This is a genomic window from Sporosarcina luteola, assembly GCF_023715535.1.
Classification (GTDB): domain Bacteria; phylum Bacillota; class Bacilli; order Bacillales_A; family Planococcaceae; genus Sporosarcina; species Sporosarcina luteola_B.
Map to the genome: position 1 here is coordinate 54,038 of NZ_JAMBOI010000009.1, position 24,366 is coordinate 78,403.

General features: G+C 46.8%; 26 protein-coding genes. 15 read left to right on the plus strand and 11 right to left on the minus strand.

Annotated features, from left to right (window positions below; genetic code table 11):
- Positions 1-90 precede the first annotated feature (90 nt).
- Positions 91-216 carry a protein YhfH gene (gene yhfH, locus M3191_RS14295; RefSeq protein WP_251701053.1) on the plus strand — a complete coding sequence of 42 codons (126 nt, stop codon included), beginning with the start codon at positions 91-93 and terminating at the stop codon, positions 214-216.
- Between the two features lie 79 nt (positions 217-295).
- On the plus strand, positions 296-421 hold the full coding sequence (yhfH, locus tag M3191_RS14300) for a protein YhfH (RefSeq protein WP_082713641.1): 126 nt from the start codon (positions 296-298) through the stop codon (positions 419-421).
- Between the two features lie 215 nt (positions 422-636).
- Here the strand turns inward: yhfH (M3191_RS14300) and M3191_RS14305 are convergent, their stop codons facing one another.
- Genes M3191_RS14305 through hemE form a run of 4 tightly spaced genes read right to left on the minus strand, consistent with a single transcriptional unit; the run spans position 637 to position 4,993 of the window.
- Positions 637-1,494 (minus strand): glycerophosphodiester phosphodiesterase, encoded by an 858-nt coding sequence (locus M3191_RS14305; protein WP_251701054.1) that lies wholly within the window; start codon positions 1,492-1,494, stop codon positions 637-639.
- Positions 1,495-1,545: 51 nt separating this feature from the next.
- Complete coding sequence (gene hemY / locus M3191_RS14310; protein WP_251701055.1) at positions 1,546-2,967, minus strand: protoporphyrinogen oxidase; 1,422 nt, start codon at positions 2,965-2,967, stop codon at positions 1,546-1,548.
- A gap of 21 nt (positions 2,968-2,988) precedes the next feature.
- Positions 2,989-3,921, minus strand: coding sequence for a ferrochelatase (hemH, locus tag M3191_RS14315; RefSeq protein ID WP_251701056.1), 933 nt, complete (start codon positions 3,919-3,921; stop codon positions 2,989-2,991).
- A gap of 34 nt (positions 3,922-3,955) precedes the next feature.
- Positions 3,956-4,993, minus strand: a complete 1,038-nt coding sequence (gene hemE / locus M3191_RS14320) for a uroporphyrinogen decarboxylase (RefSeq protein ID WP_251701057.1) — start codon at positions 4,991-4,993, stop codon at positions 3,956-3,958.
- Positions 4,994-5,261: 268 nt separating this feature from the next.
- Here hemE and M3191_RS14325 point away from each other — a divergent pair, with 268 nt between their 5' ends.
- From M3191_RS14325 to M3191_RS14335, 3 genes are all read left to right on the plus strand, one after another.
- Positions 5,262-5,777: an antibiotic biosynthesis monooxygenase family protein gene (locus M3191_RS14325; RefSeq protein WP_251701058.1), complete on the plus strand. Its 516-nt coding sequence runs from the start codon at positions 5,262-5,264 to the stop codon at positions 5,775-5,777.
- An 80-nt stretch (positions 5,778-5,857) separates the two neighbouring features.
- Entirely contained in the window at positions 5,858-7,024 is a 1,167-nt protein-coding gene (locus M3191_RS14330) for a M20 family metallopeptidase (RefSeq protein ID WP_251701059.1), read from the plus strand.
- 156 nt (positions 7,025-7,180) lie between these two features.
- A complete protein-coding gene (locus M3191_RS14335) occupies positions 7,181-7,717 on the plus strand; it encodes a competence protein ComK (protein WP_251701060.1) in 537 nt (178 codons plus the stop codon).
- Here the strand turns inward: M3191_RS14335 and M3191_RS14340 are convergent.
- The 4 genes from M3191_RS14340 to M3191_RS14355 all read right to left on the minus strand — a co-directional run bounded on the left by M3191_RS14340 (position 7,683) and on the right by M3191_RS14355 (position 10,707).
- Entirely contained in the window at positions 7,683-8,057 is a 375-nt protein-coding gene (locus M3191_RS14340) for a hypothetical protein (RefSeq protein ID WP_251701061.1), read from the minus strand. The genes M3191_RS14335 and M3191_RS14340 overlap by 35 nt on opposite strands.
- 165 nt (positions 8,058-8,222) lie before the next feature.
- A complete protein-coding gene (locus tag M3191_RS14345; RefSeq protein ID WP_251701062.1) occupies positions 8,223-8,795 on the minus strand; it encodes a nuclear transport factor 2 family protein in 573 nt (190 codons plus the stop codon).
- 61 nt (positions 8,796-8,856) lie between these two features.
- Positions 8,857-9,531, minus strand: coding sequence for a response regulator (locus M3191_RS14350; RefSeq protein ID WP_285853390.1), 675 nt, complete (start codon positions 9,529-9,531; stop codon positions 8,857-8,859).
- 21 nt (positions 9,532-9,552) lie between these two features.
- Positions 9,553-10,707, minus strand: coding sequence for a sensor histidine kinase (locus M3191_RS14355; RefSeq protein WP_251701064.1), 1,155 nt, complete (start codon positions 10,705-10,707; stop codon positions 9,553-9,555).
- A gap of 143 nt (positions 10,708-10,850) precedes the next feature.
- Here M3191_RS14355 and M3191_RS14360 point away from each other — a divergent pair, with 143 nt between their 5' ends.
- On the plus strand, positions 10,851-11,486 hold the full coding sequence (locus tag M3191_RS14360; protein ID WP_251701065.1) for a YigZ family protein: 636 nt from the start codon (positions 10,851-10,853) through the stop codon (positions 11,484-11,486).
- Positions 11,487-11,649: 163 nt separating this feature from the next.
- Complete coding sequence (locus tag M3191_RS14365; RefSeq protein ID WP_435368167.1) at positions 11,650-12,714, plus strand: LCP family protein; 1,065 nt, start codon at positions 11,650-11,652, stop codon at positions 12,712-12,714.
- 313 nt (positions 12,715-13,027) lie between these two features.
- Here M3191_RS14365 and M3191_RS14370 read toward each other — a convergent pair whose 3' ends face one another.
- A complete protein-coding gene (locus tag M3191_RS14370; protein ID WP_251701067.1) occupies positions 13,028-14,071 on the minus strand; it encodes a glycosyltransferase family 4 protein in 1,044 nt (347 codons plus the stop codon).
- 241 nt (positions 14,072-14,312) lie between these two features.
- On the opposite strand from M3191_RS14370, the gene secA2 reads away from it, so the two are divergent.
- Together secA2 and M3191_RS14380 are read left to right on the plus strand one after the other, a co-directional pair.
- A complete protein-coding gene (gene secA2, locus M3191_RS14375) occupies positions 14,313-16,673 on the plus strand; it encodes an accessory Sec system translocase SecA2 (RefSeq protein WP_251701068.1) in 2,361 nt (786 codons plus the stop codon).
- Between the two features lie 2 nt (positions 16,674-16,675).
- On the plus strand, positions 16,676-17,569 hold the full coding sequence (locus M3191_RS14380) for an accessory Sec system S-layer assembly protein (RefSeq protein ID WP_251701069.1): 894 nt from the start codon (positions 16,676-16,678) through the stop codon (positions 17,567-17,569).
- A gap of 104 nt (positions 17,570-17,673) precedes the next feature.
- Here M3191_RS14380 and M3191_RS14385 read toward each other — a convergent pair whose 3' ends face one another.
- Complete coding sequence (locus M3191_RS14385) at positions 17,674-18,168, minus strand: C40 family peptidase (RefSeq protein WP_251701070.1); 495 nt, start codon at positions 18,166-18,168, stop codon at positions 17,674-17,676.
- Between the two features lie 188 nt (positions 18,169-18,356).
- Positions 18,357-19,058, minus strand: a complete 702-nt coding sequence (locus M3191_RS14390) for a glucosamine-6-phosphate deaminase (RefSeq protein WP_251701071.1) — start codon at positions 19,056-19,058, stop codon at positions 18,357-18,359.
- A gap of 307 nt (positions 19,059-19,365) precedes the next feature.
- Here M3191_RS14390 and M3191_RS14395 point away from each other — a divergent pair, with 307 nt between their 5' ends.
- The 6 genes from M3191_RS14395 (at position 19,366) to M3191_RS14420 (ending at position 24,243) form a co-directional block, all read left to right on the plus strand.
- Complete coding sequence (locus M3191_RS14395) at positions 19,366-19,611, plus strand: hypothetical protein (protein ID WP_251701090.1); 246 nt, start codon at positions 19,366-19,368, stop codon at positions 19,609-19,611.
- A 157-nt stretch (positions 19,612-19,768) separates the two neighbouring features.
- Entirely contained in the window at positions 19,769-20,098 is a 330-nt protein-coding gene (locus M3191_RS14400) for an SCP2 sterol-binding domain-containing protein (protein ID WP_251701072.1), read from the plus strand.
- Positions 20,099-20,246: 148 nt separating this feature from the next.
- Positions 20,247-21,005 (plus strand): NlpC/P60 family protein, encoded by a 759-nt coding sequence (locus M3191_RS14405; RefSeq protein ID WP_251701073.1) that lies wholly within the window; start codon positions 20,247-20,249, stop codon positions 21,003-21,005.
- Between the two features lie 191 nt (positions 21,006-21,196).
- Positions 21,197-21,799: an ECF transporter S component gene (locus M3191_RS14410; protein WP_251701074.1), complete on the plus strand. Its 603-nt coding sequence runs from the start codon at positions 21,197-21,199 to the stop codon at positions 21,797-21,799.
- Between the two features lie 24 nt (positions 21,800-21,823).
- Positions 21,824-22,591, plus strand: a complete 768-nt coding sequence (locus tag M3191_RS14415) for an energy-coupling factor transporter transmembrane component T family protein (RefSeq protein ID WP_251701075.1) — start codon at positions 21,824-21,826, stop codon at positions 22,589-22,591.
- Complete coding sequence (locus tag M3191_RS14420) at positions 22,588-24,243, plus strand: ABC transporter ATP-binding protein (RefSeq protein ID WP_251701076.1); 1,656 nt, start codon at positions 22,588-22,590, stop codon at positions 24,241-24,243. The genes M3191_RS14415 and M3191_RS14420 overlap by 4 nt, the downstream gene beginning before the upstream one ends.
- Positions 24,244-24,366: the final 123 nt, after the last annotated feature.

A 24,366-nucleotide genomic window follows, 5' to 3' on the forward strand; every position in this document is an offset into this window, starting at 1 on the left:
AAATGAACAGAAAAGTGTTGACATTTGATCTGCTGTTATAATACAATCATTCTAACAAATTTAGTTATAGAACAAGAGGAGGAAGATGAAATGGTCGAGAGTATCGTAGAATTTTTCAGAAACCTGCCTGCTAAAGCCTGTGACGTTTGTGGAGAGAAAATTGAAGAACAGCATGAGTGCTACAGTAATAAATGTGACGAGTGCAATATCGTCTAATTTTTTTACCTATGCTGTTATACCACACTAGCCCAATTACCTACTCAGTATTAGTACAAATAGACAGGAGGGAATACCGATGCTAGAGAATGTCATTGAGTTTTTCAAGAACCTGCCTGCAAAAACCTGTGCCGAATGCGGAAAAGAGATTGAGGAACAGCATGAATGCTACAGCAATAAATGCGATGAGTGCAACATCATATAATACAAAATAGGACTGCCCGGAAAGTCGATTAATCGCCTTCCCGTAGCAGTCCTGTTTTTGTATGAAGCAACTTTTATGATCACTTACCAGCTTTTATGATCACCCACCGGCTTTTATGATCACCCGCCAGCTTTTATGATCACTCGCCGGCTTTTATGATCACTCACCAGCTGTTATGATCACTTACCGGCTTTTATGATCACTCACCGACTGTTTTATTCGTCCAAAATATCGGGTTCGTCCGTAGCAATGCCGTTGACGCCCATCGCTTTCAACCGCAAGGCGGCTTCGGCATCATTCACCGTGTAAGCATATACCGCGAGACCCTCGCCGTGCATTGTGTTGACGAAAGGAGGCGTCAATGCTTCGTAGCTCACGTTGATGCCTGAAGCGTACGATAGAATATCCTTCAATTCCTTCTTCGTTAGTGCCGCTTCCTCCCCTTCATCGAAGGAAATCAATTGAATCAGCGGAATCTCAGGGTCAATCTTATGCACTTGCTTCAATGCCGTCTTATCGAATGAAAGGATGACCGCTTTCGGATACCCTTTGGCGTCGGAACCGATCAACTGCTGCTCCTTCATGAGTCGGACCAATTCCTCCTCGATGCCTGGGTATTGCTCTGTATCTTTCAATTCGATGACAAAGCGAAGGTCTCCTTTCATCTGTTCAACCACTTCCCGCAATGTCGGAATTTCGTAAGCCTCCTCTTCGTCTCGGCCGCTGACGGTGACTTTCTCGCCTTTCTCCTCGTTCGCAGTGAGTTCTTTCAATTCGGCTAATGTAAAGTCCTTAATTTTTCCGGTAGCTTCTGTCGTCCGTTTCACGTCATCGTCATGCATGACGATCAGTTCTCCGTCCTTCGTCAAATGGATGTCAAGCTCGACATAATCCGCATTGAGATCTTCCGCAAGCTCGAAGGAAGGCAACGTATTTTCCGGTTCGTATGCAGATGCGCCACGATGCGCAATGATGAGGAAGCCTTCCTCCGGCATTGGATTGTCCCAATCATTTCCGATGGAACAAGCAGATAATAGGAGAGCTGTGCTTAGTAGTAGTAGCAGTTTTTTCATATATACTTCCTTCCAATTGAAAAAGTCCGCGCGGGGCGGACTCTTTCGATTTTATTTCGTAATCAAATCAGCAATGACCTCTTCCACAGCCGCTTTGCCTTGATCGATGCAGTCCGGCAGTCCGACTCCGTCATAAGAGGCGCCTGCCAATTTGACGTTCGGGAAAGCATTTTTCAGTTCTGCACGGGCGGCATCTATACGTTGGCGATGCCCGACCCGGTATTGCGGCCGGTCATCTTTGAAGCGTGTAATGACCGTGAAGTCCGGCTTGCCTTTGATTGTTATGATCTTCCCTAAATCTTCGAGGACGATCCGCTCGATTTCGTCATCCGGCAAATCGACGATCGCATCTTCTCCCGGACGCCCGACGAATGCGCGCAGCAAGACTTTCCCTTCCGGCGTCGACGTCGGCCATTTCCGGGAGACCCATGTGCAGGCGGTGATGGAGTAATCACTGCTACGGGAAACGAGGAAACCTGTCCCTTCCGTATCTTGGACGACCGCTTCTGCAGGAAATGCGAGTGCGACTGTCGCAACGGATGTCGTGTGGATTTCCTTCAGTCCTTGCAGTAGTCGGTGTGGGGCGAATAGTTGGCTTGCCGCCATATGACCGGTCGTCAAGATGACGGAATCGGCCACGATCGTTTCACCGGTATTCAGCTGCAAGACGTTTTGATTCCCCTGCTTCGAAATGCTTTCGATGCGGATCCCTTTCCGTACTGTTCCAGGTTCCAACTTCTGCTCCGCCGCCTCGACAATTGATTCAAGCCCGTTCCGAAGCGAATGGAACGCCCCTTTTTGGGAGGCGCCATGTCCATCCTTCTGAGGAACTTGCTTCGGCGTCGTCTTCTTCATGCCGAGGATGAGGCTGCGGTGTTTCTTTTCCACTTCGTAAAATTGCGGAAACGTCGATTGCAAGCTCATATGATCGATATCGCCTGCATACACTCCCGATAATAGCGGCTCGATGAGGTTTTCAACGATTTCCGGTCCGAATCGGCGACGGAAGAAGTGGCCGAGTGACTGGTCCCCTTCAACCCCTGAACGCGGCAGGACGAAATCCCCTGCCGCCCTCAGTTTTCCTGCCAATGAAAACAGGTCAGATTTCAGGAACGGGCCGACCTTCGTCGGGATGCCCATGACGGAGCCGCCCGGGATAGGCTGCAGCCGGCCGTTCACGAGGATGTACGCCTGCCCCGTCGCATTGCGCACAAGATCGTCGCCAATGCCTACATCCTTCGCGAATGTGTCCATGCTTTTCTTTCGGATGAGGAAGCTGTCCGGTCCCCGTTCGATGACAAAGCCGTCACGGCGGACCGTCTGGATTTTTCCACCCAGCCGGTTCGTCGCTTCGATCAGTGTCACTTCGATCGGCAAGTTCTGTTCACGGGCCGCTTTTTGCAAATAAAATGCTGCGGAAAGCCCGGTGATCCCTCCACCGACGATGACGACTCTTTTCTTTTGTCCACTCATGTCATCACTTCCTAGCTGCCCTCAGGCTTCCTTCAATTGCTCAAGCACCGCATCCGCCATTGCGGTAATGAATAGCGGATCCGTATTCGGCATTGCGGGACGGTAATAGGATGCACCGATTTCGTCGCATACAACTTTACATTCGTGGTCATTATCATATAGGACTTCCAAATGGTCCGAAACGAAGCCTACCGGTGTATAGACGAATGCTTCATAGCCTTTCTGCTCATGCAAGTCGCGCGTCAAGTCCTGGACGTCAGGTCCGAGCCATGGCTCTCCCGTCTGCCCTTCACTTTGCCAGCCGACTGCGTACTGTTCGATTTCTGCCGCTTCCGCAATCAATTTCGCTGTCTCATCCAATTGTTCCGGATACGGATCTCCGAATTGCTTGATCTTTTCAGGCAAGGAGTGCGCCGAAACGACGAGGCATGCTTTTTCACGTTCTGCATCACTCATACCTGCATACGTGCTGCGAATCTTATCCGCCCAGTATTCGATGAACTTCGGCTGTTTGTACCAGCTTTCGACCGATGTCATGGAAATACCGTGCTTCTCGGCTTCTTCCTTCGCGCGTTCATTATATGATTTCACGGAGAATGAAGAATAATGGGGTGCCAATACGATTGACACCGCTTCTTTGATTCCGTCAGTTTCCATCTGTTCAACCGCTTCTTCGACAAATGGCGTAATATGCTTCAAGCCGACATAGACGTTGAACTCGATTTCATCCTGCATCGCATTCAGACGGTCGCCAAGTGCATTCGCCTGGTTTTCCGTAATTTTCGCGAGCGGGGAAATGCCGCCGATCGCTTGATAACGCGCCTTCAGATCTTCCAGTTGTTCCGGTGCAGGCGGACGGCCGCGCCGGATATGCGTGTAGTACGGTAAGATATCCTCTTCCTTGTATGGCGTTCCGTACGCCATGACTAAAAGTCCCATTTTCCTTTTTGTCATCAGTTGCACCTCATTACAAATTTAGTTAAGAGATTTATTTTCGAAGTTGTGCGCTGTATTCATGAACGAATTGTGTCAATCGTTGCAATGTAGCAGGCTGGACTTCAGGGAAGACGCCGTGGCCAAGGTTGAAAATGTGGCTGCCGTGCTCGACGCCTTGTTCAACGATGACTTTCGCACGTTCTTCGATGATATCCCAATCTGCTAGAAGCAATGCAGGGTCCAAGTTGCCTTGCAACGTCTTCGTCAATCCTCTTTCCCCGGCTTCCTTGACTGATAAACGCCAGTCCAAGCCGACAACGTCAACTGGAAGGTCATGCCATTCGTTCGCCAAATGGCTCGCCCCGACGCCGAACGTGATCAATGGCACATTCAATTCGCGGAGTTCATTAAAGATGCGTGTCATGACAGGCTTGATGAAGACTCTGTAATCGGAAACGTTCAATGCGCCGACCCATGAATCGAATACTTGGATCGCGGCTGCTCCCGCTGCCACTTGTGCTTTGATCGATGTGATGATCGTATCGCCCAATTTATTCATGAGTGCAAACCATGCTTCAGGCTCAGACACCATGAAAGATTTCGTTAAGTTATAGCTTTTTGAAGGACCGCCCTCAATCATGTAGCTGGCTAATGTGAATGGAGCTCCGGCAAAGCCGATCAATGGTACATTCAGTTGCTCTTTCAAGATCTTGATCGTGTCGATGACGAATGGGATATCGTCCTCTGGTGACAGCTCTCCGAGATTATGGACGTCCTGCACTGAACGGATCGGATTTGAAATGACAGGGCCGACACCCGCTTTTATTTTTACATCCACTCCGATTCCCGGAAGCGGCGTTACGATATCCTTATATAAAATGGCAGCGTCGACATTGTATTGGTCGACAGGCAGCTTTGTCACATACGCGCAAAGCTCCGGCTGATGTGTAATCTCTTCTAATGAATACTTCTCTTTTATTTTACGGTATTCGGGCTGAGAACGACCCGCTTGCCTCATGAACCAAACCGGTGTATGGTCGATTTTTTCTCCTCTTGCAGCACGAAGCAGTGTATCGTTAAATGTTGTCATAAATCGATTCCCACTTTCTTTATAATAATTATCGAAGTTCACTTATTCGTCTTCAAATATAGACGTTTCCCCTTGGAATGTATAGTGATTGAGCCGAATTGTCATCAATTTGTGCTCATATTTCCTGCTCGCCGCCACCAAATCGACATTGTTTGTTTTAATTGTCCCGAACAGGGAAAATATGAAGAGTATCTACTGTTTCGGACTGTCGGCATTCTGTCTGATAGGAAGTGAATCGTTCGAATAAAGTTTCTGAGGAGGTTTTGAGATGTATATGTATTTGACTACTGGAACAAGGGACTTCATGGAGAAGCTTCAGCAGCGCCATGAAGATAAAGAAATGATTCTCATGCATGGAGGCGGCCAGTCGCTGCTCGTACATGAGACGGACGGAAAGTCGGTCTTTCAGACACCAAGACGGTATGAAGTAGTAAGCTCTTTCGGCAAATTGACGGAGGAGGGCTACTTCGTTTTCAATAACATCCCAGTCACGGATGAAGGGCGGCCAGTCTTTGAACACCGCTTTTCCGGCGGCGGTGGAAAGATTGAGAGCCAGCAAGGGTTCATCGCTTTCCGCCTTCTCCGCCCGCTCGACTCGGACACGTATATCGTCATGACCGAATGGGAGGATGCATCAGACTTTGACCGTTGGAAACATTCGCCGGCGTTCAAGGAATCGCATCAATCGACTGACATGAAGGAATTCGCCGGCAATACAACACATATTTTCTCAAGTGCATCTTATATTACGACGTATATTGCGAAAATCGAAGAAGACGAATGATGCCAGACCGGATTGCTTCGCTCGGAACGTATTGTTATAATTGCGAATATAACTAATGCGTTTTGAGAGGGGTAATTGGAATGAATGAGCAACTGTTCGAGAAGTTGGATTGCGCTTACGAAGAAATGGTCGTCATCCGAAGGCATCTTCATATGCATCCGGAGTTATCTTTTAAAGAAGAGAAAACCGCACAATACATCCATGATTTCTACGCAGATCTCGGCGTCGATGTCCGTACAGGCGTCGGCGGCAATGGCGTAGTTGCCCGTGTCAAAGGAGCGCGTCCCGGCAAGACGGTCGCTTTGCGTGCAGATTTTGACGCCTTGCCGATTCAGGACGAAAAAGACGTCCCTTATAAATCGACAGTTCCCGGTGTCATGCACGCTTGCGGACACGACGGCCATACAGCAGCATTGCTTCAATTGGCGAAGGCGATCCATGAGCTGCGGGAAGATCTCGCAGGGGAATATGTCTTCATCCACCAGCATGCCGAGGAATTTGCTCCAGGCGGGGCCATTTCAATGATCGAGGACGGTTGCCTGGACGGTGTCGATGTGATTTTCGGCACGCATCTTTGGTCGCTCTTCCCCTATAAAACTATCGAGTATTTAACAGGCCCGGTCATGGCGGCTGCCGACCGTTTTGAAATTACGATCCAAGGCGCTGGAGGCCATGGAGCTGCACCGCATCAGACGAAGGACGCCATCGTTATCGGTGCGCAGCTCGTCATGAACTTGCAGCAGCTCGTGTCCCGCCGCGTCGACCCGATTGAATCGGCCGTATTGTCCGTCGGTTCATTCGTTGCGGACAACGCGTTCAATGTCATCGCCGATTCCGCAAAGCTTGGCGGCACGGTGCGTACTTTCAATCCCGATGTCCGCGACATGATGGAGCGTGAAATGGCTCGGGTCGTGGAAGGCACGGCAATTGCCAATGATTGTGAAATCCGGTTCGACTATTTCCGCGGCTATCCTGCTGTCGTCAACCATAAAGAAGAAACCGAGTTTTTGAGACGCATTGCAGAATCCGTACCCGGCGTTGACCATGTCGTGGAAGGCAAGCCGCAAATGGGCGGCGAAGACTTCGCGTACTATTTGGAAAAGGTGCCTGGCACATTTTTCTTCACAGGTGCCCAGCCGGCTGACACCTATCCTCACCATCATCCGAAATTCGATTTTGAGGAACAGGCGATGCTGCTCGCAGCGAAAACGCTTGGCGCCGCCGCTTTGGATTATCAAGCTGAATAAACTATACTTCCCCCTGCCATTCATGGGGGATTTTTTTATGCTTCGGCAGCATTTTAATAGATAGTTCTAATTATTCATACAAAGTACTTGTTTTTTAAAATCCTTATCCTATAATACTAGTGAGGGATGGAAATAATAGGATAGGGGGAAGTGGATTTGACTGAATTCGAACCAAGGTATTATCTATCGTTTGATACCCTCATGTTACAGCCGAAGAGAGAAGGCAATAAGGTTTTCACAAGGGTTATCGAGCGGAACAGGACATTGACAGTGCCAAAAAAATCGATACATATCGTGACCAGTTCATGCGATTTCTATGGCTCCAATTATACAACCGTCATGAATACATCCAGGCGGTTATTTGGGGATAATAAGCAGAAGGCGCCTTTCCTGTTGACGAATGGTTTTGGCATTCCATTCATCTTCATTCCGACATTATCTCCTTTATCGGATCAAAATGTATGGATTTCCTACCATGCAATTGATTTTTTCGCAGCTGAGGGCCTAGGCACTACCGTCACATTGGAGAATGGGATGAAATATAAGTTGGACATTTCGGTGCCGACGATGAACCGGCAGTACACATTGGCTAAATTGCTCGAGAGGGACTTTTTTAAGAGGCAGAGGAGTTACGACCGCACCTCTTTCCTGTTTCCGCCTACTGACCCGCCAACTGATTACCCGACCTTGTGAAATAAAGGTCCAATAATTCTTCCGTCCGGTTGCGGAGCCGGACATTCAAGTAACGGCGGTGGTCTTCATAGCCGCCATTGATGAAAATGTATTCCGTGAACATACTATCCCTCGTTTTCCGGATTACTTTCATATTATTGCGCCGCAAATAGAACGTCGTTTCCTGCAGCTCGCTTTGGACTTGCTTCACCGTATTGTCGACAATCTTCAAGTAAGGGCCCTTCAACTTGAACGGGCCTTTTTCAAATAGCTCCCGATCTCTCTGCAGTACGATCAAGACCATCGGCAAGTAAATCATGTTTTCAAAATGAGGCAATGCCTTTGCCGGAATTAAAGGCATTACAGTTTCCTCCCTTCAAAAGGAACGTTTGTTCCCATTATACCTTTTTCATTTCCGGAAAGCAATATGGTCGCGGAAGGTAATTTTTGTATCTGAAATGAGAAAAACTGCCCAGCTACGTACCTGGACAGTTTCAGTCTGTGGAAATCTTATTGCAACTAAACGTTATTTCTGTTCTTCCATATAATAAACGGAATTGACTTTCCAATCCCCGCCCTCTTTCGTAAAGACGGTCACTTGCCTACCATCACGGCTTGTCTCCAAGCCTGTGGATTTCTGTTTCATGTTCGTCACCAAGTTTGCGAACACTTGGGCTTCACCCGTCTCCTCATCGAATTTCACGATTGTAATGTCTTTTGCCTCGCGGGATAGTTCGTATTGCTCAAAGACGCTTTCAATATACTCGCGCTCTTCATCCAAGTTGAAGCTCTTAGGCTTCTCGGATAGTGTTCCCATATATTCATCGATGTCCTGGTTGTTGAATGCATGGATATATGTGTCGAACGATTGGATGATCAGTTCTTTCTCTTCTGCCGGCACGTTCGCCGCCTCTTCTATTGTGCCACCCGATAAGTTGAAGCCTACTTTATTCTCATCCACGCCGTGATCGATCGAACCGAATTCGCTCGGCGCTTCCCCGTCATTAACTGAACCTTGATTCGTTGCGTCTTCCTTTTTCGAACATGCGCCAAGGACGAGCACGAAGATGAGCACTGCAAAAACAAGCATTTTTTTCATCATTATTCCTCCTGTACGGTAAAAGGGACCATCCTAGTAGGAGGTCCCTTTTAGTATATCATCACTTTACTTCGACCCAGCCGTTTTTGATTGCTGTGACAACCGCTTGTGTACGGTCGTTGACACCCATTTTCTGCAAGATGCTCGAAACATGGTTTTTTACCGTCTTTTCGGAAATGAAAAGCGTTTCCCCGATTGTCCGGTTGCTTTGTCCATCTGTCAACAGCTGCAAAACTTCGCATTCGCGCTTCGTCAATAAATGAAGCGGACGGCGGATGTCATTTTGTTGGAATGATCCTTTATGCTCGCGTTCGCTGAGACGGCGGAACTCCGACACAAGATTATGCGTCACTTTCGGATGTAAATAAGATCCGCCTGCCGCAACGACTTTGATTGCTTGTACAATCGCGTCTGCATCCATTTCTTTCAGCATATAACCGAGCGCACCCGATTTCAATGCATGTGATACATATGATTCATCATCATGGATGGAAAGCATAATCACTTTCGCTTCCGGAAATTCATTTTTCAGGATCTCCGTTGCTTCCACTCCATTCATGCCCGGCATATTAATATCCATCAAGACGACATCCGGCTCAAAGCGGCGGTACAGCTCGACCACCTCGGTGCCATCGTCCCCTTCTCCTACTACTTCAAACGAGTTTTCAAAATCCAGGATTCGCTTAACTCCTTCACGGAATAGCTGATGATCATCTACAATTAAAATTTTCGTCATGGTCATTTCCCTCCCAATACCCTATTCAATTATATTTTCATGTAACGGAATACGGAACAATACAGTGGTTCCATTGCCAATTGCCGACATGATTTTCATCTCGCCTTTCAGCAGTTCGACGCGCTCCCGCATCCCTATAATGCCAAATGATTTATCTCTAGATTGACTCGGGTCGAACCCTTTGCCATTGTCTTTCACGACAATATTCATTGTATCACGAAGCCATTCGACTTTCACCCAAACATCTCTTGAATTTCCATGTTTAAGTGCATTTGAAATACATTCCTGCACGAGACGGAAAATCGCAACTTCGATGCTGGATTCGAATCTTTTCTCCGTTCCATTATTCATGAAATGGATCGTGACGCCTTTTTCATATTCCATGACCGTTGAAGAATATTTTCGCAGCGTCGGAATCAATCCAAGGTCATCCAACGCCATCGGACGGAGATCATAGATGATGCGTCTTACTTCAAGAAGGGCATTCCTGACCATTTCCTTCAGTTGGTTCAGTTCGGAGAGCGCAGCATTCGGTCCTTTTTCGGAATAGGTCTTTTCAATGAGTCCAGATCTGAGCAGTACATTGGCAAGCATCTGAGCAGGACCGTCATGGATATCGCGTGATAACCTTTTGCGTTCCTCTTCCTGAGCTTGAATGATTTGAATGGCGAACTCCTGTTTCTGTCGGGCTGTTTCCAACACTTCTCCGACCTTTTTCAAATCCGATGTCAAATATGTAATGACCGTCGTCACTTGATTGACTAGATGGTCCGCCTTCTCAATCGTTTCCAAAAGGGCCACGATGCGACGGTCCAACTCGTCCCGCCGAACGCGCAATTGCTTTTCTTCCATTCGGTTGATTGAAAGCCTGACGAGTAAGTCGTTAGCCACTTCATAGGCTTGACGCACTTCTTCCTCGGTATAATTCATAAAGCTTTTGGAAACATCTGCCAGACGCCTTCGAGAATGGCGGGTCATATCCTCCAAATAGTCCCCTTCAGTGATTACCCGGGAAATATCTTCTTTGATGACAACCAGTTCAGTTTGCATCTCCTGGAAGGTTTGACGGCTTTGTTCGCTTATAGTGAAAATGTCATTTTTAGATTGATCCATCACATTAACCATATTACTAAATATTTTTTCCAGGTTCTGGATATCCATCGTCTTTTCTGCCATCTCCACCCCTCCCTTCTGGAAAGCTAAAATCGAAATGTAGGCAATGTTGCAGTATTCCTTAATTCCTTATACACTTTATTATTATATCATCATAAAACTTTTTGCGTATTAAGATTGTATTACAAGTGACAGGAGTGCTGCAAATGCGAGCAGATTACAAAACGGTCAAATTATCCGGCGAAAGTGAGATCGTCATCCAGAAGTCCAGATTCCTCACGTACGTCAAGCGTGTGGAGACCGAGGATGAAGCGCTCGACTTCATTCAAGAAATCAAAAGGATGCATCATACTGCCACACATAACTGTTCTGCCTATATTATCGGTGAGCATGATCAGATCCAGAAGGCTAATGACGACGGAGAACCATCCGGAACGGCAGGATTCCCCATGCTTGAGGTTCTAAAGAAGCAAGGGTTGAAGGATACGGCCGTTGTCGTCACTCGATATTTCGGCGGAATCAAATTGGGAGGCGGCGGTCTCATCCGCGCATATGGCCGCGCGACTACCGAAGGGATTGCCGCGACAGGTGTCGTCGAGCGCAAGCTTCATAGACTCATGAAAGTATCAATAGATTATACATGGCTCGGCAAAGTTGAGAATGAAGCAAGGCAATCGCCTTATCCACTCGAAGAGATTCTCTATGAAGAAGACGTCAGCTTGCTGCTTCATGTTCCAATTGCGGAAACCGATGCATTTATCAGTTGGATGACTGAATTGACGAACGGACAAGCGGAAATTTCCGAAGACTCGACATCTTTCCTTGAATTCGATTTGCAATAACAGTATACGACAAAGGAAATTAATAGTATAATAGTGAAAGTTGACGATTCATTGTGTATTCTGCGGATTCCATCGATGTGTGCGTCAACTTTCCGTTTCTTTCATGGAACATTAAATCTGCTTGGGAAGATTCCTTAGCCGATGGTGGAGGCCTATACAAGCTATGAATAGAAGAGACTATAGAAAAATGAAAAAGAAGACATCGAAAGCGAGGCTCGCTATTAAGGTCGGGCTATTAGTTTCGCTGACTGCCTTGCTTGCGATTGCAGCTTACGGTCTATCATTGCGCAACCAAGCGGAACAGGCAGTTGACCGAGCATACGAAGCGGTTCCTGCCACACAGAAATCCGAAATCAGGGCCGAAGCTAAAGTGGAACCTGCGAAGGACAATGTTTCCCTTCTATTAATTGGTGTGGATGATAGCGAGGCACGTATGCAAGGAGACGGTAATAGCCGTTCTGATGCCCTGCTCGTCGCCACCTTCAATCCGGAAGAGAAATCCGTGAAGCTTTTGAGCATTCCGCGTGATTCCTACGTCTATATCCCGAAGGTCGGGTATAAGGACAAAATCACCCATGCCCATGCATTCGGCGGCACACATGCGGCAATCGAATCGGTCGAAGAAATGCTTGATATCCCGATCGATTATTATGTCAAGATGAACTTTAATGCTTTCATTGAAGTCGTTGATGCACTCGGTGGTATTACAGTCGACGTTCCGTATAACAGACTTGAAAAAGATGAAAATGACAAAAACACCATTCAGTTAGTTAAAGGGCGGCATGAGCTTGATGGAAGACACGCGCTCGCATTAGCGCGTACACGTAAGCTCGACAGTGATCTTGAGCGCGGAAAACGCCAGCAGATGATCTTACAGGCCGTCATCAAAGAAATGGTATCTGTGAAATCCATATCGAAATACGGCGACGTCATTGAAGCGGTCGGAGACAATATGAAAACCGATATGTCGTTCAAAGATATGACTTCCTTCTGGGAGTATGCAAAAGGCGGCATGCCGCAAATCGACACGATCAATTTGCAAGGCTATGACGATTGGTCATCAGGCGCCTATTATTATAAGTTGAGAGACAGTGACTTGGAGAATGTAAGTCAGCTGCTGAAAGCTCATTTAGGTTTGATCCCGGACTCTTCTTCGTTGACCGATAGCGGAAATTCGAACGTCATCGGGACAGCCGACCAAACCGCTGAGGGCAGCGATGATTATTAAGTTGAACAAGTACCATCCCGTTGAATTCACTTCAACGGGATTTTTTTTATTCGCGGAGAGAAGTCGGAGTGGGATTTTCGGTGAGCCAAAGGTCCCGAAATGACGATAACTCTCGGGAAATGATCGATAACTTCCGCGAAATGATCGATAACTCGCGGCAATTGATCGATAACCTCCCGGAAATGATCGATAAACCGCGGGAAATGATCGATAACAATTCAAATGGGAATTTTCCGCTCCACTCCTCCCCTTTTATGCACAAAAAAAGGTGATATGCGAAATTTCGCATATCACTCTGTTTTAGTGCATTCATTTATTTTCCAATCATACGGACTAAGTTCAATAATGGCCGGTAGTTTGTTCCCGCGAGGCCAATGATTTCGACGAACAGCTCAATGGCAATGAGCATGACGATGATCAGAACGATGGCGCCCCATACAGTCGCTTGCGAGAATAGTACTGCTGCTACACCGAAAAGGATAGCCAGTCCATAGATGATCAGGACACTCTGCCGATGAGAGAAACCTGCACGCAGCAAGCAGTGATGCAAGTGCGACTTATCCGGTGCTGAAATCGGCTGCTTCATCCGTACACGGCGGATGATTGCGAAGAATGTATCCGAAATCGGAACGCCAAGTATGATAATCGGAATGATAAGGGAAATCATCGTGACGTTCTTATATCCTAATAACGCCAATACCGAAATCATATAGCCAAGGAACAAAGCTCCTGTATCCCCCATGAATATTTTCGCTGGGTGGAAATTATAGAACAAGAAGCCAAGTGAGCTCGCAGCCAAAATGGCAGCAGTCGCTACAACAAACATTTCACCCATGATCATCGCCATGACAGCGATGGAGATAAGGGCAATCGTGGAAACACCCGCTGCCAGTCCATCCAATCCATCGATGAGATTGATAGCATTCGTAATGCCGATGATCCAAAGAATCGTGATTGGTATACTAAGATACCCAAAGTCAAATGGGCCGAAAAATGGCAAGTTAATGAAGTCAATTTGTAAACCGCCCCATGTTACAACGACGATCGCAGCAGCCAGCTGGCCGAACAACTTCGCCTTGGCGGAGATTTCAAGCATATCATCGAGGAAGCCTGTAATGATGATGATGACGGCTCCTACAAGAATTCCGATCGCATGCTCGTCTGTTGGTCGCAATAACAGATATCCGATGACGAATGCACCAAAAATCGCTATTCCTCCGATACGCGGCATGATGGATGCGTGCACCTTCCGATAGTTCGGACGATCAACCGCCCCGATTCGGAACGCGAATTTTATGACGAGCGGAGTCAGTATGATGGAAGCTATGAATGCAGCAGCCATTGCAAGGAATAACATGTCCTTCCTCCCCGTAAATAACAATAATTTAGTTAGCCACAAGTATTATAGCACGTCTGTAACTGGAAAGCATCCCAGTTAGTGCATCTGGGCACTCAATACTACCTTACCCTTTTGTAAGATAGAGTATCCTTAACTTACCGGGTGCAATTTCGTAACAAGGTAGTCTTTTCGTTTATAGTTTGATAAAATAGAACCTATATCCTTAATAGTAGGATGAGATAAAGGAGCGTCAACTATAATGTTATCAATTTTTAAACGTTCAAATCAAACGAGCGAAAGACAACTTCGCAAATACCGCAAAGTTGTCCAACACATAAATGACTTGGAATCGAAATACGAAACGTTGTCAGACGAAGAGCTTGCCCATATGACAGAAGTGTTCAAAGTGCAAGTACAGGAAGGGGAAAGCATACAGGCAATCCTTCCAGACGCATTCGCCGTCGTCCGTGAAGCGTCAAAACGGGTACTCGGCATGCGTCATTTTGACGTTCAACTCATCGGCGGTATGGTATTGGCTGAAGGCAATATCGCGGAAATGCCTACCGGTGAAGGAAAGACGCTTGTCGCTTCCCTTCCCTCCTATTTGCGTGCGCTGGAAGGCAAAGGCGTACATGTCATTACAGTCAACGATTATCTTGCAAAGCGTGACTATGATCAAATCGGCCAGATCCACCGTTTCCTCGGATTAACGGTCGGCTTGAACGTCCCAATGATGCAAGGGCCTGCGAAGCAGAATGCTTATATGGCGGATATTACGTATGGTGTCGGAACCGAGTTCGGTTTTGATTATCTCCGTGACAATATGGTCCAGCATACTTCCCAGAAAGTGCAGCGCCCGTATCACTTCGCCATCATAGATGAAGTGGACAGCGTCTTGATCGACGAAGCGAAAACGCCATTGATCGTCGCCGGGAAAATGCAGGCGGATCCCGATCTTCATTTCATCGCTGCTAGACTTGCGAAACGATTTAAAAAAGGCGTTCATTTTGACTTTGATGATGAAACGAAAGCGACTTCACTCACGGATGAAGGCATCGAGCAAGTAGAGAAGGCATTCGGCATCGACAATCTGTACGAACTCGAGCACCAGACACTCTATCATTATATGATCCAAGCTGTCCGGGCCTATGTCATCTTCGAACGCGATGTCGATTATATCGTAAAAGATGAAAAAATTGAGCTTGTCGATATGTTCACAGGCCGGATCATGGAAGGCCGTACGCTTTCCGACGGTCTTCATCAGGCGATCGAGGCGAAGGAAGGCTTGCCGATCACTGATGAGAATAAAGCGCAAGCGCAAATTACGATCCAGAACTATTTCCGCATGTATCCGAAACTTAGCGGTATGACCGGAACAGCGAAGACGCAGGAAAAGGAATTCCGTGAAGTGTATAACATGGAAGTCATCCAGATTCCTACGAACCGCCCACGTGCCCGCATCGATTCACCGGATCGGGTCTATGAAACGATCGAACAGAAATACGAAGCGGTTGCCAAAGAAGTGGCGGAGCGTCATAAAAAAGGACAACCGGTGCTCGTTGGAACCACCTCTATTCTCCAATCTGAAAAGGTTGCGGAGTATTTGGACCGCGAGAAACTAAACTATCATCTATTGAATGCGAAAAGTGTCGAGCAGGAAGTGGACCTCATTTCCCAAGCGGGACAAATGGGCCATATTACGGTCGCGACGAACATGGCGGGACGCGGAACGGATATCATGCTCGGTGAAGGCGTCGAGGAGATCGGCGGACTGTATGTGCTCGGAACGGAAAAGCACGAAAGCCGCCGGATCGACAACCAGCTGCGCGGACGTTCCGGACGTCAAGGTGACCACGGGGAAAGCCAATTCTTCATCTCGCTTGAAGATGATATGTTCAAACGTTTCGCGAAGGAAGATCTAGAGAAATTCAGCAAGAAAATTGTTGTGAATGAAGATGGACTTGTCCAAAATTCCGACGTGAACGAGCTCACTGAGCGTACGCAGCGGATTGTAGAAGGCGCCCACTTCTCCATGCGCGAATACAATTTGAAGCTTGATGATGTCATCAACGATCAACGCGGCGTCCTTTATTCGCTCCGGGATAAAGTACTGGAGCGCGAAAACCTTCTTGATCAATTGAAAACAATGGTATCGGAAGCGGTGGAATTCGTCGTCTACGATAGCTGCCCGGAACACGAAACGCTGGATAACTTCGATTTCAATCGAATTGAACGAACGATGGATGGACTTTTATTGGAGCCGGTCGCACTTCCGCAGACTCTCGAAAGGCCGTCTGACATCTTGAAGTTTTATGAAGAGCCGGTTGCCGCCCTGTTTGCGTATCTGGATACATTCGCTGATAATGAACAGGTCAACCAGATCATTCCACAAGTGATGTTGAGCCATATCGATACGATGTGGGTGAAACATCTGGATGTGATGGCGCGTCTCAAGGAAGGAATCGGATTACGGTCATATGGCCAAGAGGATCCGATGCGTATTTATCAACGGGAAGGCTTGCAATTATTCGGCACACACTATCAGAAGTTGCGCCGAAATATCGCATCCGAAGTTATCGGCTTTATGAAGCTTATTTCACAACAACAGGAGGCCCAATAAACATGAAACTTTTCAATATGTTCAAGAAAACCGAAAAAACGGGTTCAGACAGCACGATTGATTCAGAAGAAATTCTGGAAGGCAGCGCGCAATCCGAAGGCACGGATGATATCGAAACAACGCTTTCGCTTCACCCGCAATGGACGCTTTCGCAGGAGCAGGAATATGTTTTCCGTTTCCTTGCAAATGAATTGGAGCCTTTGAAACCGAATCAGATCTCCCTTTCTGGAATCGACATCGACGTCGAACCGGCAAATGGAAGCTGGCTCGTCAAATCATTTTTCCGTTCGTCTTTGGAGCAGTCGATTTCTGTCGGCTCTGTCGAATTGATGCTGCTTGATGCGGAAGGCAAGACGCTTGCATCACAGGAATTCGATTTGAAGGAACTTGGCGACATCCCTGGCAAAAGCGCACGCCCTTGGGTATTCGTCTTCACGAAGGACAATATCTTTGCAGAAGAGCCCCCTGCTGAAAACTGGAAGCTTGCATTCAACGTTCAATCAATGGTGCCTCATAAGCTCGAGCTTGAACAGGCTTGGGAAGACGGCTTGACCGCCGAACAGAAAGAAGCACTTGAAAAAGTCGTTGAAAACATGCCGAAGCTGAAGCCTCGTGAAGTGAACTTCGCCGGTTTCCAAGTGAAGAAACAGGACGACGGAAGCATCGCAGCGTCCATCTTCATCCGCAACGGCCACTCGAAGCAAATCAATATTGAAAAGCTTCCATTGGAACTCATCGATGCGACAGGTGAAATCGTTGCACGCGGATCATTCGATCTGGCGCCGCTTTCTGTCAAAGCAAACACATCGAAACCATGGACATTCATCTATCCGAAAGAAATGGTCCAAAAAGAAGACCCGGATTTCTCCCGCTGGACAATCCGTGTCCCTCAATAAGTACGATTCAAGAAAGTCGCGAAATTTCGCGGCTTTTTTTTATTCGGAGATAATAAAAAACGGATTCCCCGGGAGGAATCCGTTATATGTTGACTAGTAATTTATCAATCATTGAATGCAACATCGTTTGCGCCTGTAATGCGTTTGGCACCGACATACCGCTTGCCCCAATAATGAGGATCATTGAGCTTGGCGATGCTCACGCCTTTGGACGTGGCGGAATGTGCAAAGTTGCCGTCCCCGACGTAGATGCCGACGTGGGAAACCCCTTTACCGGTTGTATTGAAAAATACAAGATCCCCTTCCACAAGATCGCTTTTGTCGACTGCTGTCCCGGATGCGTACATGCCGGAGGTAGTGCGGGATAACTTGATTCCGTGTTGATTGAAGACATAACTTACATATCCCGAACAATCAAATCCAGCCGTCGTCGTACCGCCATACGCATAGCGGATGCCTAGCAGACTCGAAGCTGTTTCTGATATGGAAGCAGTGTCGGATGATGAAGCTTCAGCTTGACCAATGATAGGTGCGAACAATAGTACAAAGACAATCGCAAATAAAGCGAATGGCTTTTGCATGCGTAAAAGTATTCTCATATGATCCCCCGAATTTTTATTTATCTGAATATATCTTCTGAGTTTACTTTACCATGGACTATGCTCGTCCAATATTACAATTCAGTAACAGGAATATTACAAATATCCGCAATATTTCTCCATTGAAATATTTTTGTCATTTTTCTTCCCACAAGAAAAGCCGAATCCCTTAAGGACGCGGCTTTCGATTAAAATTTCAAGTCTGTAATAATTGTAACATCATCATGCCCGAGGAGATACGTAATGGTCCAGTCGGGATCGACTTTGCCTTCGAGCACTTTTGTAATGGCTGGACGCTTTTTCTCACCGAAAGCGAGCAGGACCAATTTTTTCGCACTCATGATGGAGGCGATTCCCATCGTCAATGCAGTGTTAGGGATTTTCTCATCGTTTTCGAAGTACTGGCTGTTTACACCAAGTGTTGAATCCGTCAATGTTGCAACGTGGGTGACGGAGTCTGAAGGCGTGCCCGGTTCATTAAAAGCGATATGGCCGTTTTCGCCGACACCGAGTAGTTGAATGTCGAGTTTGGCTTCTTGCAACGCTTGCTCATAGCGTTTGCACTCTTCTTCCAGATTCTCAGCCATGCCATTCGGTATATTCATATGTTTAAATGTCTTCTTATTGAATAGGTGATCGTTCATGAAATATGCATAACTGTTCGGGCTGGATGCCGGCAGACCGACATATTCATCTAAATTGAAAGTTGTCACTTCCGAAAAGTCCAACTCCGATTCCGTCAATTTTTTGTAGACTGGGATCATCGTACTTCCTGTTGCCAATCCAAGCACATGAAGTCGATTATGCTCAAGCTCTTCTTTTATCAGCTGATAAAAACGCTCTGCTCCTTTTTCAGGGCTTTCCACATGAATAAGTTTACATTTCTCCATCATTCTCAACCGACTTTCATTATAGATTTAGTTTTACTGTCTAATTGTAATTTCCAAAAACAGTATGGTCAAATAAAAGAAGTATTTACACAAGAAGGCTGACCACACTACTATTCCCTATTCATCTCATCTAAAACACATTTCCTTGCCGAAAAGTATATGTCTAAATCTTGAAGGCAATGTGAACAAAATTTGGATTCTTTCCCAAATTGAAGATTCATAGGAATTTCCCTAATTCTCTAATTTTCCTCCGCGACTATGATAAAAGTATGAGTCAGCTATTCAATCAATGCAGGAGGTGGAACGTATGACTACGGGCAATTCAAAGAAGCACCCGGTGCAAGAATCCGGAAATCCACAAACCGAAATCAACCTGAAAAGGTTCCACTGTTTTATTCCAGATATCACTACTAAGGACGTCGTGCATGGCTTTCAAGTTGCAGGCACGAATGTCGGTCAGGCGAACGTACTGTATACATTCTATGCTCCGTTGCGTGCGCATGCTGCATTTTATGGTTCATTGCGTCCCTTGGTGTTGCAACATCCGTCTTAATCCAATTCATCCCTTGGTCTTTAGGGTACGCAGCTACGATCAACGTATTCGCAATATTCATTGCAGACAACAGTGTCAGCACTTATGTTATAATAAATGAATAGTCACTCATTACTTATGAAGAAGGTGTCTCCGTATGATTTTGGAGGATATGACGATGGAACAGATCTGGACAGAAATTGATGCGAGGCTCAGTGCCAATAAAGGACCCTTCGAAGGGATGAATGCATCGTATTCGTTCGACTTGGCCGGTGAGGATGGCGGTATGTACGGATTGAAGTTTGCAGACGGCGAAGCGGAAACATTCAGAGGAGACCCAGGCGAAGTCGATTGCGCATTGAAGATGAGCGTCACGGATTTCAAGAAATTGCTTGGCGGCAACTTGAATTCCACTGCTGCTTTCATGATGGGAAAACTGAAAGTGAAAGGCAATATCGGCTTAGCGTTGAAGCTTGAGAATTTATTGAAGCAGTACACCTTTCAATAAAAGAACTACTACCGCTGTTCGCCTTGTGCAGAACAGCGTTTTTCATTCCATAATCGTCCAATTTTCGTGCCTATTCCCCCTCTTGTATTACTTATAGATTACAAGTAAACTAGAACTATAGAAATATGTCTATTAGGGGGAAATATGAGTGAAAAAGAAAGTTTTTTCAGTGATGGCCACAGTTGCCCTTGCGACATGCATCGCCACGGGAAGTGCTGAAGCCGCCACTGAACAATACACTGTCAAAACAGGTGATTCACTTTGGAAAATCGCTTCCCTGCACAAACTGACTGTAGACGAATTGAAGAAAATGAATAATCTCACGACAGATTCCATAAAAGTTTCTCAAAAATTGCTTGTGAAAAATCCAGCAACCGCAAAACAAAATGGGAAGCTCAACACAGCGAATGTGAATGATGTCAATAAAAGTTTGACGGTTTCAAAGCAGACTTCCTCTACGAGCTTCTTTAAATCAACCGAAGCGAAGGACAAGCCCGTACTGCCAGCTCTATTGAAATCGGCTAAAGACATTCAACTTGCGTCAGTAGAGGTTGCACTTCCTCTCCTAGACACGCCATATGTATGGGCAGGTGTCACGCCCGAAGGATTCGATTGCAGCGGATTCATCTATTATGTGTTTACGAATGCAGGACTCCAATTGCCAAGATTGGATACTGTCAGTATGTTCACGAATTCAAACTCTGTGGACGAGCCGGTGCCGGGAGACCTTGTCTTCTTTGAAAATACGTACCGTGAAGGAATTTCACATGCAGGTATTTATTTAGGTGACGGCAAGTTCATTCATGCTGGAACGAAAAAAGTAGAGATTGCAACAATTGATTCCCCTTACTGGAAAGATAAGTTTGTCGGCTTCACCCGCTTTTCACAGCTCCAAACAGTTCGATAACAAACACCTAGACCTAGAGACAGATGCTTAGTATTCTCTTGGTCTATTTTTTTACCTAAAAATGCTGTTGGGCATAAGATAAGAGTAAGGAGTCAATTATTTCAAAAAACGACTTCCCTATTTCTTCATAATGGATTAGTATAGTCATGTGTCTTGACATCTATCTTGATTATAAAAAAAGGAGAATACAAATGAAAAAGAAGCGAATGTGGTCATTGCAGTTTTCAACAGCTGCGTTTGTTTTGATTCCGGCTGCTGTTGGCATCAACTTCTTGGGGAAATTGTTTGCAAGCGTGTTGAAACTGCCTTTATGGGTTGACGCGATCGGGACTGTGCTTGCAAGTATGCTTGCAGGTCCCATTGTCGGCGCCATCGTTGGTGTCGTCAATAATGTTGTCTACGGGTTCACGACAGATCCCGTCTCTTTCGTGTACGCAATCACTCAGGCTGTCATCGGATTAGTTGCAGGGATTATGGCGTATAGAGGATGGATTTCGAATGTCGGCAAAGCGATTGTCCTAGGGGTTGTCGTAGGATTCATCGCAGCCATCGTTTCGACTCCGCTCAATATTATGTTTTGGGAAGGGACGACCGGAAACGTTTGGGGGGATGCATTATTTGCAACGATGCTCGCAAAAGACATGCCGTTATGGCTCGCTTCGTTTGCTGACAGCATCGTCGTCGATGTACCTGATAAAGTCGTCACTGTTCTGCTCAGCTTCTTGATTTTCAAAGGGTTGCCGAAAAATGTGAAGCTCATGTATGACAACCAAGGGGAGATTGAAAGGTTATAAGCATTGCCCGCAGGAGGGATTCAAATGAACAACATGACATTGTATGTAAGTAGGGATTCGCCCGTCCATCGGGTGGATCCAATGACAAAGCTCTTATTCGTCTTCATTTCCATCACATCGACATATATTTTATCGGATCATCTGGCTGTGCTCGGAATCCTCCTGTTCACATTCTTCATCCTTCTGATCGGCAAAGTGTTCAAATCCATTTTGCCGGTCATCGGGGTCAGCTTTCTGTTAATTGCATCGATCATCATCGTCCAAGGATTTTTTCATCCCGATCGGGCAACGGTTCTATTCGAAATCGGCCCGATCGCCATTTACAAAGAGGGTTTTTTAATCGCGTTTCTGATAACGCTCCGGGTCGTCAATATGGTGGCCGCGTTCGGCGTACTCATTTTGACGACAAAGCCGGATGATCTTGTGGAAGCATTGCTGCAAAAAGGTCTGTCTCCGAAATTCGGTTATGTGCTGCTGTCGGTGTTGCAGATCATCCCGCAAATGGTCGCCTTGACCGGGAAAATAACGGATGCGCAGCGGGCTCGCGGGATGGAGACGGAAGGCGGAATTTGGATGAGATTCAAATCATTCCTCCCCCTTCTCGGTCCGGTCGTCCTCAATTCGCTTACGGAAACAAGGGAGCGGTCCATCGCTCTTGAAATCCGCGGGTTCAACGCCAAAGGAAATCGAACGTTTTTGTATGAACGGAAAAACTACCGATATAGCGTGCCGTTCAGAATTGCACTGATTGCCTTCTTTTTGGCTGTCATCGCTTGGAGGGTGATTTCATGAGTGTATTGCGAGTCGTGAATTTAAAATATAAATATCCCGATAGCCACCGTTTTGCACTGAACGACATTTCATTCACAGTGGAAAAAGGTGAATTCCTTGGAATTGTCGGCATGAATACATCCGGGAAGACGACGTTATGTTATGCACTGAGCGGGCTCGTCCCCCACTTTTTCAAAGGTGCGTATGGCGGCGATGTGTACATTGGCGACATGGATGTTTTATCGCATGAAATTAGTGAGATAACAGCAAAGGTCGGTCTCGTTTTTGAAAATCCATTCTTGCAGATGACCGGTGCAAAATTCACTGTCTATGATGAGATTGCTTTCGGCTTGGAGAATCAAGGCGTGCCGCGTGATGTCATGCATGAACGGATCCGTGAAAGTATGAAGCTGCTCGATATTGAAGGGTTGCAGGGAAAGAATCCATTCTCATTATCCGGGGGCCAAATGCAGCGGGTCGCCATTGCAAGCGTCATTGCCATGCAGCCCGACGTCCTCATACTCGACGAACCGACTTCGCAGCTCGATCCCGAGGGCGCGGAGGAAGTGTTCCGCGTCGTTGAAAAATTGGCGGATGAGGGTATGACGATCATCATGGCGGAGCAGAAAATGGAGAAGCTTGCTGCGTATGCCGACAGGATCCTTTTACTGTATGACGGCAAATTGATTGAGGATGGGAAGCCGGAAGAGGTCTTTTCAAGGGAAGACTTGAATGAATTCGGTGTTGAACCTCCTGTCTATGTGAAAATCTCACGCGCACTCGGCCTGCGGAATGAAATGTCTGGACTTTATCCGATTTCCTTGGAGCAAATGCCTACGGAGCGGGATATTCAATTTCATCCAGTTACTAAAACCAACAACGGCAATACCACTTCCGAACTCATCGTCCGAGATCTTCATTTCGGCTATGAAAAGGGACAGGACGTCATCCGCGGCCTGAACGTCACGTTGAGTGGCGAGCCTATCGCAATCATAGGGCAGAATGGTGCCGGGAAAACGACGTTTGTAAAATTGTTGAAGGCTCTGCTGAAACCGGACACGGGTGAGATTTTACTGAACGGTGCTCCACTATCGGAAACGACGGCCGCTAAACTGGCAAGCCGGATCGGGCTCATCTTCCAGAATCCGAACGACCAGATCTTCAAACACAAAGTGATCGACGAAGTGATGTTCGGCCCGTTGAACATTGGCCAAACTGGCGAAGAAGCACTCGCTAACGCAAAAGAGATGCTGGCACTCGTCGGACTTGCCGATAAAGCGGATGAGAATCCGTATGATCTTAGTCTTGCTGAACGGAAGATGGTTGCGGTGGCATCAATTCTCGCCATGGATACCGATGTCGTCATTTTCGACGAACCAACGATGGGGCAAGATGTCCGCGGGAAGTCGAAGGTGCAGGAAATCATCCATTCACTCCATGAAAAGGGCAAGCTCGTCATCTGTATTTTGCATGATATGGATTTTGTGGCGGATACATTTGGACGGACAATCATTTTCAGTAATGGCGGAATGCTGTTTGATGGCCCGACGCGTGAAGCATTTGCGCAGGAGGAAGCTTTGCGGCTCGCGCGGGTCGAGCAGCCGAATATTACGAAACTAGTACAGCGATTGGGTTATGATCGCATCATATTGAGGGCAACCGAGCTGATTTAGAGGGGGTGTACAGAAAGTCAGTGAAAGCTGACTTTCTGCGGCACCTTTCTGGTTTGAGCGCGGCATACCCTTCTTTGGACGCGGAACCGCCTTTTTCACGCGCGAGGCCTTGCCAGCACTGTG